17 protein-coding genes are annotated in these 18,878 nt (G+C 40.5%); 4 read left to right on the forward strand and 13 right to left on the reverse strand.

From position 1 onward, the window contains the following. Positions 1-25: 25 nt before the first annotated feature. Together HMPREF9189_RS07960 and HMPREF9189_RS07965 are read right to left on the reverse strand one after the other, a co-directional pair. Positions 26-760 carry an amino acid ABC transporter ATP-binding protein gene (locus HMPREF9189_RS07960; RefSeq protein ID WP_000140925.1) on the reverse strand — a complete coding sequence of 245 codons (735 nt, stop codon included), beginning with the start codon at positions 758-760 and terminating at the stop codon, positions 26-28. Continuing rightward, positions 760-1,443, reverse strand: a complete 684-nt coding sequence (locus HMPREF9189_RS07965; protein ID WP_002875953.1) for an amino acid ABC transporter permease — start codon at positions 1,441-1,443, stop codon at positions 760-762. The genes HMPREF9189_RS07960 and HMPREF9189_RS07965 overlap by 1 nt, the downstream gene beginning before the upstream one ends. A gap of 191 nt (positions 1,444-1,634) precedes the next feature. On the opposite strand from HMPREF9189_RS07965, the gene HMPREF9189_RS07970 reads away from it, so the two are divergent. The 4 genes from HMPREF9189_RS07970 (at position 1,635) to HMPREF9189_RS07985 (ending at position 5,307) form a co-directional block, all read left to right on the forward strand. After that, complete coding sequence (locus tag HMPREF9189_RS07970; RefSeq protein WP_000443577.1) at positions 1,635-1,865, forward strand: DUF1797 family protein; 231 nt, start codon at positions 1,635-1,637, stop codon at positions 1,863-1,865. Positions 1,866-2,103: 238 nt separating this feature from the next. Continuing rightward, complete coding sequence (locus HMPREF9189_RS07975; RefSeq protein WP_000882485.1) at positions 2,104-4,365, forward strand: ATP-dependent Clp protease ATP-binding subunit; 2,262 nt, start codon at positions 2,104-2,106, stop codon at positions 4,363-4,365. 131 nt (positions 4,366-4,496) lie between these two features. Next, on the forward strand, positions 4,497-4,949 hold the full coding sequence (locus HMPREF9189_RS07980) for an NUDIX hydrolase (protein ID WP_000431190.1): 453 nt from the start codon (positions 4,497-4,499) through the stop codon (positions 4,947-4,949). A 58-nt stretch (positions 4,950-5,007) separates the two neighbouring features. Beyond that, on the forward strand, positions 5,008-5,307 hold the full coding sequence (locus HMPREF9189_RS07985; protein WP_000767203.1) for a DUF1827 family protein: 300 nt from the start codon (positions 5,008-5,010) through the stop codon (positions 5,305-5,307). A 72-nt stretch (positions 5,308-5,379) separates the two neighbouring features. On the opposite strand, the gene metK is transcribed toward HMPREF9189_RS07985, so the two are convergent. The 11 genes from metK to HMPREF9189_RS08040 form a co-directional block, all read right to left on the reverse strand. Further along, positions 5,380-6,570, reverse strand: coding sequence for a methionine adenosyltransferase (gene metK / locus HMPREF9189_RS07990; protein ID WP_000003926.1), 1,191 nt, complete (start codon positions 6,568-6,570; stop codon positions 5,380-5,382). Between the two features lie 344 nt (positions 6,571-6,914). Then, positions 6,915-8,258: a DEAD/DEAH box helicase gene (locus HMPREF9189_RS07995; protein WP_000008638.1), complete on the reverse strand. Its 1,344-nt coding sequence runs from the start codon at positions 8,256-8,258 to the stop codon at positions 6,915-6,917. Between the two features lie 131 nt (positions 8,259-8,389). Then, positions 8,390-9,205 carry an endonuclease/exonuclease/phosphatase family protein gene (locus HMPREF9189_RS08000; protein ID WP_000670867.1) on the reverse strand — a complete coding sequence of 272 codons (816 nt, stop codon included), beginning with the start codon at positions 9,203-9,205 and terminating at the stop codon, positions 8,390-8,392. Positions 9,206-9,256: 51 nt separating this feature from the next. Beyond that, entirely contained in the window at positions 9,257-11,443 is a 2,187-nt protein-coding gene (locus HMPREF9189_RS08005) for a PTS transporter subunit IIBC (protein WP_000974084.1), read from the reverse strand. Positions 11,444-11,660: 217 nt separating this feature from the next. Next, positions 11,661-12,587, reverse strand: coding sequence for a permease-like cell division protein FtsX (gene ftsX, locus HMPREF9189_RS08010; RefSeq protein WP_000625557.1), 927 nt, complete (start codon positions 12,585-12,587; stop codon positions 11,661-11,663). Further along, positions 12,580-13,272, reverse strand: a complete 693-nt coding sequence (ftsE, locus tag HMPREF9189_RS08015; RefSeq protein ID WP_000022271.1) for a cell division ATP-binding protein FtsE — start codon at positions 13,270-13,272, stop codon at positions 12,580-12,582. The genes ftsX and ftsE overlap by 8 nt, the downstream gene beginning before the upstream one ends. A gap of 17 nt (positions 13,273-13,289) precedes the next feature. Beyond that, positions 13,290-14,385, reverse strand: a protein-coding gene (gene prfB, locus HMPREF9189_RS08020; protein ID WP_141553778.1) for a peptide chain release factor 2 whose coding sequence is annotated in 2 segments (ribosomal slippage) — positions 13,290-14,312 and positions 14,314-14,385 — 1,095 coding nt in all. Because the reading frame shifts where the segments join, the coding sequence is not laid out codon by codon here. Between the two features lie 109 nt (positions 14,386-14,494). Next, positions 14,495-15,151 (reverse strand): CBS domain-containing protein, encoded by a 657-nt coding sequence (locus HMPREF9189_RS08025; RefSeq protein WP_000268646.1) that lies wholly within the window; start codon positions 15,149-15,151, stop codon positions 14,495-14,497. A 162-nt stretch (positions 15,152-15,313) separates the two neighbouring features. Beyond that, positions 15,314-16,741, reverse strand: a complete 1,428-nt coding sequence (locus HMPREF9189_RS08030; RefSeq protein ID WP_000041472.1) for a cytosine permease — start codon at positions 16,739-16,741, stop codon at positions 15,314-15,316. A gap of 1 nt (position 16,742) precedes the next feature. Further along, on the reverse strand, positions 16,743-16,928 hold the full coding sequence (locus tag HMPREF9189_RS08035; protein ID WP_000859101.1) for a hypothetical protein: 186 nt from the start codon (positions 16,926-16,928) through the stop codon (positions 16,743-16,745). Position 16,929: 1 nt separating this feature from the next. Next, positions 16,930-18,708 carry a phosphotransferase gene (locus tag HMPREF9189_RS08040; protein WP_000255711.1) on the reverse strand — a complete coding sequence of 593 codons (1,779 nt, stop codon included), beginning with the start codon at positions 18,706-18,708 and terminating at the stop codon, positions 16,930-16,932. Positions 18,709-18,878: the final 170 nt, after the last annotated feature.

Genomic DNA, 18,878 nt, shown 5'->3' on the forward strand with positions numbered 1-18,878 from the left:
CTCCATTTCTTCCAAAAATGAGGTATTACAAAACCTTACTCAAAAATTCCTTGGTCCGTTGCTCTTTTGTTTGATCGAAAATCTCCTCTGGCGTTCCATCTTCGACAACAACTCCATCTGCCATAAAGATAACACGGTCTGCTACCTCACGCGCAAAGCCCATTTCATGAGTCACAATCACCATGGTCATCCCCGACTTGGCAAGGTCTTGCATAACAGCCAGAACTTCTCCAACCATCTCAGGGTCTAGGGCTGAAGTCGGCTCATCAAAAAGCAAAACATCTGGTTCCATAGCAAGTCCACGTGCAATGGCAATCCGTTGTTGCTGACCACCTGACAAACTCTGTGGATAGGCCGTCGCCTTATCTGGCAAACCAACTTTTTCTAACAGTTCCTGTGCTCTTTTCTCCGCAACTTCCTTGCTTTCTCCTTTGGTTTTAATTGGTGACAAAGTGATATTTTCCATCACTGTCATATTGGGAAAGAGGTTGAATTGTTGAAATACCATGCCCATCTTTTCACGCATAGCAAAAAGGTCATTTTTCTTATCAGTGATATCAACTCCTTCAAAGATAACCTTACCTTTACTTGCTTCTTCAAGGAGATTCATCGAACGAAGGAGAGTTGATTTCCCGCTCCCTGACGGACCGATAATGACCACAACTTCTCCTCGTTTAATCTCAAGATTGATGCCTTTTAAAACTTCATTTTTCCCAAAAGACTTATGTAATTCTTCAATTTTAATCAAGGTTTCTGTCATTATTTTTTGTCTCCTTGTCCAATATGTTTTTCAAATGCTTTCAACGCTACTGTCAAAACAGAGGTCATAATCAAATAGTAAAAGGCTGCAAATAAAAGGGGAGTCAACGGTAAATAAGTTGTTGTTGCTACTGTCGTTGCACCATTCCACAACTCCATCACTCCAATTGCCGACAAGAGGGAACTATCCTTGATAATGGTAATGAACTCATTTCCCAGCGCTGGAAGAATATTCTTGATAGCTTGTGGCAAAATGACATAACGCATGGCATTTTTCGGACGAATACCAAGAGAGTAAGCGGCCTCTAACTGCCCTTTAGGAACCGCATTGATCCCCGCACGAACAGTTTCTGAAACGTAAGCTCCACTATTCATAGAAATAATCAGAATACCAGGAATCAGACGAGAAAGATCAACTCCTAAAATTCCCACTTGAATAGTCGGAGCATTGATATGCATAAGAGCAAAGGCAATCATAATCTGAACCATCATCGGAGTTCCACGGAAGATCCAAACATACACATTTGCAAACCAAACGAGCGGTTTAAAGCGTGATCGCTGAGCAAAGGCCAGTAACACACCTATAATAGTTCCTAAGCAGACAACAAAGATGGAAATTAACACGGTAATCAGAGCACCATAGTTAAAATACGGTAAATACTTTGGTAAAAAAGAAAAATTCATATTCAATCAACTTTCTATATATTAGATTGTATGATTATAACATAAACTGAATTAAAATGCAATCCTTTTTCTCTAATTTTAACAATTAACCTGATAGAATGGAGAAATAGAGAGAAATTACAGTTTTTTTCTAGTCAACTACCTCTTGTTTATGGTAAAATAGAAACGATAAGAAATGGAGGAGAATCAAAATGGAATCACATTTGGTTAGAATCATTAACCGCCTAGAAGCAATGACAAAAGATGGTGGAAATCTAAAACGTAATTTTGAACGTGAAGGTGTTGTTGTCGCAGAAGTTGCCTACAGCCACGACGAAGAAAACGGATCACTCTTCACCCTTCGCGATGTAGAGGCTCGTGAAACTTATACCTTTGATAGCATTGATTTGATTGCAATGGAGATCTACGAACTCCTTTACTAATATACAAACAGCAGAGAGACCCCTGCTTGATGAATGAGAATCCTTTTTGTCACCACAAATGGGATTTTTTCTTACCTTCAAGTCGCTTAATCCTCCATAAATCCTTCTTTTAAAAATGACCACTTCCCAATCTTTTTACTTGCTTTACACCTTAATCATGCTATAATGAAAGTATAAAACTTTGACTATTCTTGACCTTTTTCTTAGACCAAGAATGAGAATGAAATGAGGTAGATGTATGCTCTGTCAAAACTGTAAAATTAACGACTCAACAATTCATCTGTATACCAATATCAATGGACAGCAAAAGCAAATTGATCTCTGTCAAAATTGCTATAAAATTATCAAAACAGATCCAAATAATACCCTCTTTAAAGGAATGACTGATTTAAACAATCATGACTTTGATCCTTTTGGAGACTTTTTCAATGATTTGAACAATTTCAGGGCTTCTTCAAATAACGTCCCTCCAACTCAATCCGGTGGGGGATACGGAGGCAATGGGGGATACGGACCTCAAAACCGCGGACCTATTCAAACACCTCCTCCTAGCCAAGAAAGAGGGCTCCTAGAGGAATATGGTATCAACGTGACTGAAATAGCTCGTCGAGGAGATATTGACCCTGTTATCGGCCGAGACGAGGAGATTATCCGCGTTATAGAAATTCTCAACCGTCGAACCAAAAACAATCCTGTCCTTATCGGAGAACCAGGTGTTGGTAAAACAGCTGTTGTTGAAGGTCTAGCTCAGAAGATTGTCGATGGTGATGTTCCCCATAAACTCCAAGGCAAGCAGGTCATCCGTCTGGATGTGGTTAGTCTAGTTCAAGGAACAGGGATTCGAGGCCAATTTGAAGAACGCATGCAAAAGCTCATGGAAGAAATTCGCAAACGCGAGGACATCATCCTCTTTATCGACGAAATCCATGAAATTGTTGGTGCAGGGTCAGCAGGCGATGGCAATATGGATGCAGGAAATATCCTCAAACCAGCCCTTGCCCGTGGTGAATTGCAACTGGTCGGCGCCACTACTCTCAATGAATACCGTATCATTGAAAAAGATGCTGCCCTCGAACGCCGTATGCAACCTGTCAAGGTAGATGAACCAACTGTCGAAGAAACCATTACCATCCTCAAAGGGGTTCAAAAGAAATACGAAGACTACCATCACGTCAAGTATACTGATGCGGCTATAGAAGCTGCTGCAAATCTGTCCAATCGTTACATTCAAGACCGCTTCTTACCTGACAAGGCTATTGACCTTTTGGACGAAGCCGGTTCAAAAATGAATCTGACGCTGAACTTTGTTGATCCCAAAGTGATTGACCAGCGTTTAATTGAAGCTGAGAATCTCAAGGCTCAGGCTACTCGAGAGGAAGACTTTGAAAAGGCTGCCTATTTCCGCGATCAGATTGCCAAATACAAGGAAATGCAGAAAAACAAGGTGACTGACCAGGATACTCCTATCATTAGCGAGAAAACCATTGAGCATATCATTGAGCAGAAAACCAATATTCCTGTCGGAGAACTCAAAGAAAAAGAACAGTCTCAGCTTATCCATCTAGCAGACGACCTCAAAGCTCATGTCATTGGTCAAGATGAAGCTGTCGATAAGATTGCCAAAGCCATCCGTCGTAATCGTGTTGGTCTTGGAACTCCTAACCGCCCAATCGGAAGTTTCCTCTTTGTCGGACCAACTGGTGTCGGTAAGACAGAACTGTCCAAACAACTAGCCATTGAACTCTTTGGTTCTGCTGACAGCATGATTCGCTTTGATATGAGTGAATACATGGAAAAACACAGTGTGGCTAAATTGGTCGGAGCCCCTCCAGGTTATGTTGGCTACGATGAAGCGGGTCAGTTAACGGAAAAAGTTCGTCGTAATCCTTACTCACTCATCCTTCTCGATGAAGTCGAAAAAGCCCATCCAGATGTGATGCACATGTTCCTTCAAGTCTTAGACGATGGCCGTTTGACAGACGGACAAGGACGAACAGTTAGCTTTAAGGATGCTATCATTATCATGACCTCAAATGCCGGTACCGGTAAGGCCGAAGCCAGTGTTGGTTTTGGAGCTGCTCGTGAAGGTCGAACCAACTCTGTTCTCGGTGAACTCGGCAACTTCTTTAGTCCTGAGTTTATGAACCGTTTTGACGGCATCATCGAATTTAAACCTCTCAGCAAGGACAACCTTCTCCAAATCGTCGAACTCATGCTAGCGGATGTCAACAAACGCCTCTCTAGCAACAACATCCACCTCGATGTGACAGACAAGGTCAAGGAAAAGTTGGTTGACCTAGGTTATGATCCCAAAATGGGAGCACGCCCACTCCGTCGTACCATTCAAGACCATATCGAGGATGCTATTACAGACTACTACCTTGAAAATCCAAGCGAAAAAGACCTCAAGGCAGTCATGACAAGCAATGGTAAGATTCAAATCAAATCTGCCAAAAAAACTGAAAAAACAGAAGAGGTTACTTCTGAAAAAGAAGAATAAAACGACCTAACAGGTGCAGGAAGTCTATCATTTTCTGCACCTTTTTTTACTAAAATAACTGTAAATTCTTGACAGCTAGCCCCTCGTCCATTATGATAATAATAAAGACACTAGAGAATGAGGAAAAAGCAATGGAAAACCCCACTTTTGGTGAAAAAAAAGAGAATGTAACCTACCAGCCCCGCTATGGTGTGTACGCAGTTATTCCGGATGCAGAAAAAAAACAAATTGTCCTAGTTCAAGCTCCCAATGGTGCTTGGTTCTTGCCAGGTGGAGAAATTGAAGCAGGCGAAGATCATCAAGAAGCACTGAAGAGAGAACTAATCGAAGAACTAGGCTTTACAGCTGAGATTGGAACCTATTATGGGCAAGCTGATGAGTATTTCTACTCTCGCCACCGTGATACCTACTACTACAACCCAGCTTATCTCTATGAAGCTACTTCTTTCCAAGAAGTACAAAAACCATTGGAAGATTTTAATCATATTGCTTGGTTTCCTATTGATGAAGCAATTGAAAAACTCAAACGTGGTAGCCATAAATGGGGAATTGAAGCTTGGAAAATCCAACATGGAATTGACTAAATTGCACGATTTTATCCAAAAAGTGCTATAATAGAGTTAGAAAATCGGAGGAACTGTTATGAAGCTTATCAACACGACTAATTCACACTCGCAACTTGTTAAAAGCCAATTAGAAAGTACTGACGCAACTCTTGTTGAGGTCTATTCGGCCGGAAATACAGATGTGGTTTTCACACAAGCCCCGCTTCACTATGAAATCCTCATTTCGAACAAACACCGTGCTATTCGTGAACCCGAAATTGAAACCATCCAAGACTTCTTCTTGAAACGTAAAATCGACAAAGAAAGTATCGATGAAGCAAATATCAAAACCCTCTATTCGGATAAATTGATTGAGATCTCAATCCCTATAAAATAAGAAGACCAGCTTTTAAGCTGGTTTTCACTTGCAAAAAAGATTGGTAGTTGTGTACTACCAATCTTTTTTATTTTATTTCACAGCTTCTTTCAAAGCCTCTACCTTGTCCAAACGTTCCCATGGAAGGTCAATATCTGTACGTCCCATGTGTCCATAAGCCGCTGTTTGACGGTAAATTGGACGTTTAAGATCCAGCATTTGGATAATTCCTGCAGGGCGAAGATCAAAGGTTTGACGCGCTGCTTTTTCAAGTTTGCTTTCAGCTACTGTTCCTGTACCGAAAGTATCGATACGAACAGAAACAGGCTGTGCCACACCGATGGCATAGGCCAATTGCACTTCTACTTTCTTAGCAAGACCTGCTGCCACGATATTCTTGGCAATGTAGCGAGCTGCATATGACGCAGAACGATCCACCTTAGTCGCATCCTTACCAGAGAAGGCACCGCCACCATGACGAGAATAGCCACCATAGGTATCCACGATGATCTTACGACCAGTCAAACCTGAGTCTCCTTGAGGTCCACCGATTACAAAGCGGCCAGTCGGATTGATGAAGAATTTTGTTTGCTCATCCAAGTAAGAAGCTGGAATAACTTCTTTGATAACCTTGTTAATCACATCTTGATGGATTTGTTCATTAGTAGCTTCTGGATCGTGCTGAGTTGAAATAACGACTGTGTCCACACGTACTGGACGATCATTTTCATCGTACTCAACTGTAACTTGTGATTTGGCATCTGGACGAAGATAACTGATTTCACCAGACTTACGAAGTTCTGCCAAACGACGAACCAACTTGTGGCTGAGTGAGATTGGCAATGGCATGAGTTCTTCTGTCTCATCCACTGCAAATCCAAACATGAGACCTTGGTCACCAGCACCAATCAAGTCAAGCGGATCTTGATCTGCACTTCCACGGACTTCCAAGGCTTCGTTAACACCTTGGGCGATATCCGGCGACTGCTCAACAAGCGATGGATGAACTCCAACTGTTTCCGCAGAAAAACCATATTCTGCATTCGTATAACCAATCTCTGCAATGGTATCACGAACCACACGGTTGATATCCACATAAGCATTTGTAGAAATTTCACCAAAAACATGGACAGAACCAGTGTATACAGCTGTCTCAGCAGCAACGTGCGCCTCTGGATCCTTTGCTAAAATAGCATCCAAAATCGCATCTGAAATTTGGTCTGCAATCTTATCCGGATGCCCCTCAGATACAGATTCAGACGTGAATAATTTACGTTCTGACATAAAAATGTCCCCCCTTAAAAAATATTGTTATAGAGTTACAAAGTACTGATAGAAATTTTCTATTGTCTAAGAGTTACGACGCGAAAGAAATAAAAACGATACTTTTTTATTTCTGAAGCTAGTAAGGCGCATAGGGTGACCGCATGATAGCGGCAACCGTAGAATGACGAGCGACTTTGGAGCCATCATTCTTTGCGAGTTACAAAGTACTGATAGATATTTCTACCATCTTATCGGGACTATATAACCTTATCATTATACCACTTTTTACTTTTTTTTGCAGTGTTTTTGAAAATTCATTAAAAGAAGTTAAAAAAAGGAGCTATGCAGCTCCAATTTTGTCCTTAAAATGTTTGGCGTTTGGCTTTACGCTCGGCACGGCCACGAGCACGATTTTCAGCACGCTTGGTTTTGCGACGTTTTTCATCCACCGCCCATTGAATCTTCTTCTTGTAGCCTGGTTTGACTTTTTTCTTTTTCTTCTTGACCAAGCCAATCATTTCGATATCAAGCTTATCCTGCTTCTTTTCACGATTGGCACGACGATCACGGTCATAGGTATCTTGAAACTCTCCGTCTTTGACCATCTTAGGAGTAAACTTGATACCTAATTTTTCCAACTCACGGATATCCGAGTCATCACTAGGCTGGTAAAGGGTAATAGCCGTACCAGACAGTCCGTTGCGCCCAGTTCGTCCAACACGGTGAACAAAGAAGGACAAGTCTTGCGGAATGGCGTCATTGATAACATGGCTGACACCTTCAATGTCAATTCCACGCGCTGCCAAGTCCGTTGCGACAATATACTCAAAATCAAGATTTTTCACCTGATTCATGATCCGCTTGCGTTCACGAGGGGCAATATCTCCATGAATCTTTGCTACCTTCAATCCTTGAGCAGTCAAGTAGGCATATAACTCATCAGCACGCGTTTTTGTGTTAACAAAGATCATTGCCAAATAAGGCTGCATCAACTGAGTCAATTCATAAATCTGAGCATTCTTATCGCGGCCCTTGGTCGAAATCAACCAGTTATCAATGGTATCAGAAATGACTGTTTTAGTCTTGATTTTCTCCATGACAGGATTTGACAAGTATTTTTTCAAGAACGGTTGCAATTTTTGTGGAATTGTCGCTGAAAAGACCATGAATTGCAAGTCTTTTGGAAGGCTCCCTGCAATCTTATCAACGGTTTCCAAGAATCCCATATCCAAGGTCATATCGGCTTCATCAACTACAAATATCTTAGCCTTGTGAATAGCTAAATCACCAGATTTGACCAAGTCATAGATACGACCTGGCGTTCCGATAACGATATGTGGTTGGTTGCTGGCAAGTTTTTCAATCTGACGCGCCTTATCCGTACCACCCACATAATTAACCACACGAACTTCGACATCTGAGTGAGCTGCAATCTGACGAGCTGCTTGGTAAATTTGAGTAGCCAACTCACGACTTGGTGCAGTAATGACCGCCTGCACACTATCGCTAGTTTCATCTAATTGCTGAAAAATGGGCAGTAAGAAAGTGTGGGTCTTTCCTGAACCTGTTTTTGACTCGCCCACCAAGTCACGACCTGCCAAGACAATAGGAATCAACTTTTCCTGAACTTCGGTAGGAGTCGTAAACTTCAACTCCTCCAAGGCTTCTGCTATATAATTTTTAAATTGAAATTTCTTAAATGACATACTATCCTCGATTCTATCCTTTCAATTATACCATATTTTGTCCTATTTCAGTAGCTTCATTTGAATCTCAGTCCTGTATTAAAGATTCAAGTAGCTTAAAAGGTTGGAACCTCTGATTCCAACCTCTTTCATTATTTCCAGGTCAATACAGCATTCAAACCATAGTGGTCACTGACTTGTGGACCATTTTGGCCATCAAAAACTACATGCAAACTTTCCACTTCTAAGTCTTTTGTCGTAAAGACATAGTCGATTCGTAGTGGTTCGGTATTGCCTTTCCAGCCATCAATTTCTGGTGGAACGGTATAGCTACCACTTCTTTCTTTCGCAACTTCCAACGCGTCTTGTAATCCTAATGGGCTAGCTAAAATCGCTTGATAGCCTTCCTGACCAGCTGGATTATTAAAATCACCTGCTAAAATCAGAGGTTTGTTCAACTCTTTTAATACAGCCTCAAATCGTGCCCATTCTTCTTGGAAACCTTTATCCCACCAAGAGAGATGGACACTTGCAACTGCAAGTTCTTTGCCTTCAACCTCTGTCTCAGTTAAGACAACACGGCGAGTATGGTAGTCCGTTGGATCATCTACATCTGATACTAAAATCTCACGCGCCTTAATAGGTGTTTTGGATAAGATAGCTACACCTTCATGGTAGCGGTCATAGCCAATATGATTATAAGCCCAAGTCCAGTAGTAGTTTTTCCCTTTCTCAGCCAATTTTTCAACCAGAAGTCGTACATAGTGATCCTGATGAATAGGTTCTGCTGATGGCAAAGCTTGATAGTGATTGTTAACCTCTACCTCCGGCGAAGTCATTTCTTGATTAATTTCTTGAAAACAGATCAAATCATAATCTTTGTCAAGAATATCTTGGAGCAAGAGCTGGAATTTTTCCTCTGCTTCTTTTTCCATCCAACTATGAGTATTGAGTGTTAAAAATTTCATGCTTTTCTCCTAAAACAAGAGGTTGGAAAACAGCTTCCAACCTCGAGTATATTACAATTCTACTTTAGCAACTGCTGTTTTAGCTGCAAGAGAACCTGTTTGTTCTAATTTAACTGATTTGATAGCATCACCATTTGTAAAGACAACCACTGTTGATGTTTCACGACCTGCTGCACGGATAGCATCCAAGTCAGCTGTAACAAGAAGATCACCTGCTGCAACCTTTTGTCCTTCAGAAACGTGAACAGTAAATGGTTTTCCTTCAAGGCTTACAGTATCCAAACCAATATGAACAAGTACTTCAAGACCTGATTCAGTAACAAGTCCAAGTGCATGTTTTGTTGGGAAGATACTTGATACAGTACCTGTAACTGGAGATACAATGTTTCCATTTGCTGGTTCTACTGCAAAACCATCACCCATCATTTTTTGAGCAAAGACTGGATCTTTCACTTGTTCCAAGGCAATAACTTGACCGTCAGCTACTGAGTAAACTTCCTCAGTTACACCTTTAAAATGTACAGTATTTTTTTGAGCTTCTGTCATTTGGCTTGGAAGAGTTTCAGGAATTACTTCACCTGAGTCAAGGATGTCTTGGATATCAGATTTCAATACGTCAGCTTTTGGTCCGTAGATAGCTTGGACACCTTGTCCTTTCATGACAAGACCCATAGCGCCTTCTGCTTTCCATTGTTCCTCAGTACCAACACGATCTGCATCCTTAACAGTTACACGAAGACGAGTCATACATGCATCTACATCTACGATGTTTGCACGACCACCAAGAAGGTTAATGATATTTACAGCTTGAGAAGCTGCTGCAACTTTTGTTTCTCCTGGAGTTGCATCTTCTGATGCTCCTTCAGCAGTTTCATAGTTTCCGTTACGTCCTGGAGTTGCATAGTTGAATTTCTTAATCATGAAGTTGGCAATGAAGTACATGATGACTGCAAAGAGGACAGTTACCCAGATAAAGTTAATGATATCCATACCAAGACCAGCGTTGATAGCTAGCGGAGTACGAGTCAAGAATTCAATTGAACCGAATGAGTGCACACGAAGGTGAACAATATCAGCCATAGCGAAGGCAGCACCTTGAACAACAGAATATACAAGATAAAGAGGTGTTGCAACAAACATGAACATGTATTCGATTGGTTCAGTAACCCCTGTCAAGAAAGTTGCAAGAGCTGTTGCAATCATCATTCCTTTGTATTGGTGTTTCTTGTCTGCTTCAACATTGCGGTAGATAGCAACGATGACACCCATCAAGATACCGAATGAACCGATCATTTGACCAACTTTGAAACGAGCTGGGTGAACAGTATCTAACAAGTGTTGGTATTGACTAGCATCAGTACCTTTAAGGTTTACAAGGTCTGTTACCCATGCAAGCCATAGTGGGTCTTGACCGAATACTTGAGTACCTTTAGCTGCACCAGTTAAAATGTCATAAGTACCACCAAGAGCTGTATAGTTCATTGGGATAGTCAACATGTGGTGAAGACCAAATGGCAAGAGCAAACGTTCCAAAGTACCATACAAGAATGGTGCAAGAACAGGTGCTGTTTCTTGTGAATTGGCAATCCAGATACCAAAGTTGTTGATACCTGTTTGAACAACTGGCCAGAAAGCTGCAAGTACAATTGCTGCAATAGCTGAACGAAGGATGACAACGAATGGTACGAAGCGTTTCCCATTGAAGAATGAAAGCGCATCAGGAAGTTTACGGTAGTTGTAGTATTTGTTAAAGGCAGTTGCCCCTACAAAACCAGAGATAATCCCTACAAAAACACCCATGTTCAATGCTGGTGCTTCAAGAACACTGATGAAGTAATCAGAAACTTTGATTGAGCCTCCAAAGAGGGTAGTGACCATAGCCTCAGGGTTTTTCAGCATATCACTTGTAACTCCAAAGATAGTACCAGTGATACGGTTGATTAAGATAAAGGCAAGTCCTGCTGCAAATGCACCGCCTGCACGTTCTTTAGCCCAGCTACCACCGATAGCAAGAGCAAACAAAATATGAAGGTTACCGATAACTCCCCAACCGATTTGCTCAAGAATTCCACCTGTAATAACAAGTGGGGCAAGATTTGGGTCAATCAATGCAAGCGACTTACCGATTGAAATCATCAATCCAGCCGCTGGCATAACAGCGATAACCACCATCAATGCCTTACCGAATTTTTGCCAAAATTCGAAAGACAAGACATTTTTGAATGTATCTTTCATCATTCAAATCTCCTTTATATTTTTTAGGCAAACGTTTTACGAAAACGTTTGCACTTATTTATAATTCAATTATACCACTTTATTTTTTTTGTAAAGGCTTTTATAAAAAAATTGTCTACTTTTTTTAATTTTTAGAAGAAAAAAGAGAAGTTTACGAAAACTTCTCTTTTAAAAATGTATCATTTTTCTGATTTGTTCTGCAATTTGCATTTATATCCAATTAGATTTTCAAGAATCGACGCATCGAAATTCCTGAACCAATTGAACCAATGAAAATTCCGATTACAAATAGTAGAACTGTCATCAAAGGGACAAACACATCTGGCGTAATCATTGATAAGTTTTGACCTACCAAGGATTTATTGACCGATTGATAAACGATATTGTAAACAAAGAATACAAGAACTGAGGGAATCGCTGCGCCAAGCAAGCCAATAAAAGCACCTTCTAGCAAGAATGGGCCACGGATATAACCATTTCTCGCTCCAACAAGACGCATGATCTGAATCTCACGACTACGTGAAATAATGGTAATACGGATGGTATTGGAAATGAGGAAGACTGCGATAAAAATCAAGAGTCCTGCAATAACCAATCCCCAAACACGGATAAAGGAAGCCAGTTCGAAAAGTCGTTGAGTGTTGGCTCCACCATCTTGAACTTCTGATACTCCCTCAATTTTCTTCGCTTCTTCAGCTACTGTTTTAACATCACTTGGAGAATTTGTATCGACGATATAGGCATCATAGAGAGGATTTGCATCCCCTTCAAAGACCTTCCAATCGTCACCCATGGTTTCCGTCAGTTTCTCGTATTGTTCTTCTTTACTTGAGAAGGTAACACTTTTTACAGCAGGCATCGCCTTCAAAGCATCATAGACCTTGTGGTAGTCATTATTGGTAACTGTCTGACCTTCTTTTTCAATCGTTTCACTGTTATCTGCTACATCCTTACGAATGTAGACCATAACACGAACGTTGTTTTCAATATCGGTAGCCAGTTTTGCTGTATTAAAAATTACAGATGCAAACAAGGCAACGAGTGTTAAGGTAATCATAACCGAACTCACTGCTGCTACTGTCATCCAGCCATTTCGTTTTAAACTTTTTAATGATTCAAATAAATGGCGAAAAAATCTACTAATCATCGTATCCATATTCTCCTTTAGCTTCGTCACGAACGACACGGCCATTTTCAATGGCAATGACACGGTGGCGCAAGGTATTTACGATTTGGCTGTTGTGGGTCGCCATCAAAACAGTTGTACCTTGAAGATTGATGCGTTCCAACAGATTCATAATTTCCCACGAATTATCTGGGTCCAAGTTTCCTGTTGGTTCATCAGCAATCAATACTTTAGGATTGTTGACAATCGCACGGGCAATCGCAATCCGTTGCTGTTCTCCACCTGAGAGTTCATTCGGGAAAGAACGAACCTTGTGTTTTAAACCTACTAGGTCCAATACTTCCATAACACGTTTTTTGATGTTACGGCGATTCTCTCCGATAACTTCCATTGCGTAGGCAATATTCTCATAAACCGTTTTCTTAGGCAAGAGTTTGTAATCTTGAAAGACAACCCCGACACTACGACGTAGAAGCGGGATATCTTTCTTCTTGATTTTAACTAGATTAAAGCCTGCAACTGATAGGCTTCCTTTTTCGATCTTTACTTCTCGGTATAAAGCTCGAATAAAGGTTGACTTACCTGCCCCAGAAGGTCCTACGATATAGGCAAACTCTCCTGGTTCAATGGTAACAGAGACACCACGCAGGGCAGTCGTTCCATTGTCATACTTTTTGACAACATCTCTCATTTCAATGATTGACATATGAGTTCCTTTCTTTCTTAGCTAATTCGCCACTTGAGATAGGCATCGATGAAACCATCAAGGTCTCCATCCATAACCTTATCTACTTGGGAAACTTCAAAGCTTGTACGGTGATCTTTTACCATAGTATAAGGTGTGAAGACATAAGAACGAATCTGACTTCCCCATGTAATTTCTTTTTTCTCACCTTTGAGGGAATCAACTTCCGCAGCTTTCTTTTCTTGCTCCATCTGATAGAGTTTAGCCTGCAACATCTTCATGGCACGATCTCTATTTCCATACTGGGTACGATCGACCGTTGATTGGACGACAGTTCCTGTAGGAATGTGTGTCAAACGCACACCTGTTGAAACTTTATTGACGTTTTGTCCACCAGCACCACCTGAACGGAAGGTATCCATTTTGATATCATCTTCACGAATCTCCACTTCGATAGTATCATCCAGTTCAGGCATAACCTCTACGGATGTAAATGAAGTATGGCGACGTTTGGCAGAGTCAAATGGTGAAATACGAACCAAACGGTGAACACCCATTTCTGATTTAAGTAGGCCATAAGCATTCGGTCCTTCAAAAAACAAGGTCACAGACTTGATACCTGCTTCATCACCTGCCTGATAATCCAAAACTTCTACTTTAAAGCCTTTGGCATTTCCATAACGAGTGTACATGCGAAGCAACATATCACCCCAGTCCTGAGCCTCAGTACCACCAGATCCTGGATGAATTTCCAAGATGGCATTATTATGGTCATAAGGTTCTGACAAGAGAAGGGTCATCTCGTAGTTGGCCATCATCTTATCCAACTCGGTTAGCTGCTCGACCAGTTCATCATGGACTGACTCGTCTTCTGCTAAGAAGTCCAATAAAATCTCAACTTCATCCTGCAACTCTTCCATTTTACGGAAGGTATTGTAGGTATTTTTTAATTCATTTAATTCTTGCGACGTTTTTTGGGCCGCGATATTATCGTTCCAAAAATCAGGTTCTGTCATCTTGTTTTCCAAGATGGCAATCTCTTCCTCTAAGCCTTCGAGGTCAAAGAGACCCCCTGAAAGAAGCTAATTTTTCACGATTTGCGTCAATTTTTTGACGAATTTCTGAAATGTCCATAGATACTCCTTTTCATATCGTTTTATTATACCATAATCTCTCATTTCTTTCCATATTTTGCTTTTCACCGCTTTTTGTGGCAGAAAAAAGAGGCCCTAAAGCCTCTGGTTTAAAGGACTTTGGCAGAGGTATGAGTGATCTCCTCCACTTGAATTCCTTCTTTTTCAAACTTATCCTTTAATGAAGTCAAATCGATTTTTCCATCAATTTGAACTTCAATGACGACCTTCCCATCCTTACGCGGAATATTAACTGTGTGCGAGATATTTAGATTTTCTTCTACGATTAGAGCTACAATTTTTCCCAGTACTCCTACTTCATTTTCTGTAATGAAACGAACACGAATACCCTCTTCTCCGTATCCGGCGATTTCCAAGAAAGCCTGAAAAACATCGCGGTCTGTAATTACGCCGTAGACCTGATGATTGTCTACGACTGGTAATATCCCAATTTTATTTTTCAGCATCAGGTAGGTCGCATCTTCTAGACTTGCATAGCCAGAAACAGTCACGACATCTCGAATCATTACATCTTTTACTTTGGTTTTATTCAGAAGATAATTCATCTCATAGATAGAGAGACTGGTTGCTTTAGATGGGCTGGCTTCCGCAATGGTTCCTTCTGTTACCAATCCGACTAATTGATCGTTTTCGATAACAGGTAAACGGTGCAAACCTTGCTCGCGCATCAAATCTGCTGCGTGTGCTACAGTCGTATCTGGACTGATATAAACTACCTTACGGGTCATGAAATCTTTAACTGCCATGGGACTTCTCCTTCTATATTGCTACTTTTATTATACACTTTCTTAGAAAATCTATCAAACGCTTTCATCTCTTTTTCAAGATTTTGAACAATCTGATAAGTTTGCATAAAATGCCAGTATAAAATAGTATAAAATAAGAGGGAACCTTAGTCCCCTCTCTTCTTAAATCGTAATTGTATCTCGATCTTTCATCATATAATGTCTCAATGGGGTAAGACTAGCTAGCCAGTATAATAGGCCACCGAATATCGCCGTAAAACCACTACCCGTTGTGATTAAAAAGATTGGACTTTGAATTTGTGCAGTTACAGGGTTGTAGACAAAAAGTACCGCTACCAATAAGGAGATAAATACGCAAGACAAGCCAACTAAGTTAAATCCTTTAGTAAATTCGTAGGCGTCATGCTCTTCAAGGAAATAGGCTGAACGCAAGTCGAGTTTTCGTTTTCTTAAGATAAAATAATCGACAACTATCATACCAATAATTGGTCCCTGGATATAGGCGGCTAGGGAGATGAAGGATCCGAAATACTCTTCTACTCCTCCCCAGATAGTGAGTAGACTCACGTAAACCATGGCAATCCAAACCATTAGTTTATAGCTTACTTTGGGCATCCCACTTTTTACAATCATACAGTTCACATACGATCCTGTCCCCTGGGTTCCAATATTGGCAAAGGCTACTAGTAGGAGACTTAAGAGAGCAAAGGCTGGGGTGCTTAGAGTTGATAGCATGGTTGTTGGATCACTTTCATAAACACCTGTTTTGACAAACATGGCTAGAGCCATGACTCCACCTGTCGCAACGAAGAATGGAGCCACAACTCCGTATGATAAGGCTGTAGCCCAATAACCACTGCGTTCTGATTTTGCCAAACGCGGTAAAACCAACGCCTGTGTAGACCAAGAAAAAGCGAAGGCAACATTTCCTTCTCCAGAGAGCATGAAGCGTTCTAATGGCGTCAAATCTCCTTGAGTGGCTGGTTGGATATTCATAATATCAGTTATAGGAACAGCGACAAAGCAGATTCCAACGATGATCAGACCGACAATCAACAAGGCGATAACCAAGAAGCGATTGGTCCATTTAATCACTTCCGGGCCTCCAAGAGCGATGAGAGTCCCAAGCAGAACACAGAGGGTACCAAGAATAGGTGCCCATACTCCCTTGCCCAAACCAAGACCAAAATTATTTGCCAAATGGATCATGGAACTGGCAAAAAGATTGGCCGCAACAGCATACCAGCCAAAGTTAGCCAAGCTAATAATGGTTGATAACAGGGCTACACCTCTTTTTCCTAGAACAGCTCTCAACCAAATCCACAAATCAATTCCATACTTAACCGCAAACAAAATAGGAAGACATTCAATAAAGACCCAGATAATGTTAAAGCTAAAAATATTTATCAACATTTGATTAAAGGTCAAATATTGAGCTACATAAGCCCCTTGGGTGTAACACCAAGTAGCAATGGCAAAACCACTTGTCGATAGAAATAGATCCCAAAAAGAATACTGACGATCCTTATTGGTCATGGGGACAATTCCTGTTATGGTTTCTTGTTGGATATAGTCATTCATTTTAGACATGTTATTGAATTCCTCCCGTCATTGCTAAGATAATCAAAACAAGGTTGATTAGGACTATGGAGATGATTAAAATGAAATCACTTTTTAGGAAGGGTTGAACAAACTCGTAGTTTGGTGACTCCATTTCTTCCAATCTTCTCTTTGTTTCAGCTGCTACTAATTCTTCAATTTCGGATGTCGTTTTCATCTTAGTTTTCCTCCAAATACAAGTCAAGGGCCAGTTGTCCATATTGTTTGGTATAGCGATACCAGATGTAGAGAAACTCACCGACTGGTTTTCCGACACTCTCCTGGAACAAAGCCCACAAGAACCAATAATATGAGGTCACTGCTACATAAGCCAAGTAGTGACGTTTGGTTTTCCTATCTGGTACTTCTTGTAGATACAATTCCAGTACTTTTTCAGCATCCTCTACGGAATAATTGGAACAAGCGATAAAGGTTCCTAAATCTCCTGCTGGCTCTCCCATTCCAGAATATTCCCAATCAATCAAGCTCATTTCACCTGCTTCATTTAACAAAAAATTAGGACTATAGGAATCTCCATGACAAAGGACAACCTGTTTCGGATCATTCTGTAAATAGTTTTTGAGAATTGAAACAGTTTCATCCAATTCCTCGAGACCATCAAACTCAAATCGATTTCTAGCCTTCAATTTTTCTCTAAAATCATCAATTCCCTCAAATTGGTCAAAGGAATGTCCCGTTTTTTCTCCAGATTGGTGCAACCGTCTCAAGAGGTCCATTGCTTTTGTCACATCATCCCAATTTTCATAGTCAAGTTGCTTAGCATTGGGAATAAATTCTGAAATTTTCCAGCCCTCATCCTTGTTCATAGCTACAAAGGTACGGTCAATCTTTAATTTTGCGGCAATTTCCATAGAAGCTGCTTCACTAGCTCGATCGATATAATTTTCAGTTCCCCTGCCCGGATGTCGGTAAACATATTTTTTCCCTAGACAGTCAAATGAAAACGAAGTGTTGGTCAAACCGTCTTTTAGGGGTTTAATATTGACAATATCTGAAGCCACACACTTTAATGTCTTGCAGATATTATCAATAATGGCCGAATCTGCATTTACCAAATAACGTTCATCAAATTGACGAAGTTCATCTAGTGAATCAAATTCTTTAACAATATCCGCTGAATAGTGACGAGCTTCTAAAAGGAGTTCCTTGACATGCCGACTATAATAATCCTCCCAAAGCTGTTCCCGATAAGGTTCGTGCTTAAACTCGGTTTCTAAAACTTCCTTGAATTTCTCGCTAAATGCACGGTCGAAATAAACGTGCCCCACCATGGCCCAAGTATTTTCTCCACCAATCTGGATATCAATGATCGTGTGATTCGAATCCTCTATAGCACAATATTCGTCCGTTTGACCTTCTGCAAATATGGTCGAGTAATAACCTCTATAAATATATTGCTCAAACGGATTTTCCACAAAATAATTATCCGATGAACAAATATAAGTGTTGGAAAGTTGATTTTTAACCAACATGAGAGATGAACAGTTATTGTATTTGTAGTAGTCATTATTCACTACAATTTTTACACCAAATTTCTCAGCAAGATAGAACATTTTTTCTTGAAGATAGCCTACGATAACGGTTATATCTTCTATTCCTGCTTCTTGCAGTTGTCTGATTTCCCTCTCTATCAAGCGTTCCCCCTTAACTTGAAGCAATCCTTTAGGAATCTCATAAGACAAAGGAGCAAAACGACTACTCATTCCAGCAGCCATTATAATAGCATTTTCTACTCGATAGGGCTCTAAAACTTTCTGGCCTAGTTCTGTTAAGTGAAGCTCCTCATCAACCCACTTCTCTTCTTTCAGTTTTTTCAACAATGTGTTAACTGTCCCTAAAGATAAATCTAGCTCTTCAGCTAACTGTCTCTGAGTAAAGGTCTTTTCTTTATGTGTCAACATAAAACGCAAAAGTTTAAATTGTTTTTCTGTTACCATTTCTCAGTTCTCCTGTTCAATTTCCACTTACCCATATTATAATATGAACAAAAAGGACTGTCAATTCAAACACGAAATCATCTAGTTAAAATTAAGACACCATTTCATTTATTTCCAAAATCCAAATATAAACGAAAAAGCTCCTAAGTTGGAGCTCCAGAACATTTTAT

The sequence above is a fragment of the Streptococcus sp. oral taxon 071 str. 73H25AP genome (assembly GCF_000146755.1).
GTDB lineage: Bacteria > Bacillota > Bacilli > Lactobacillales > Streptococcaceae > Streptococcus > Streptococcus oralis_T.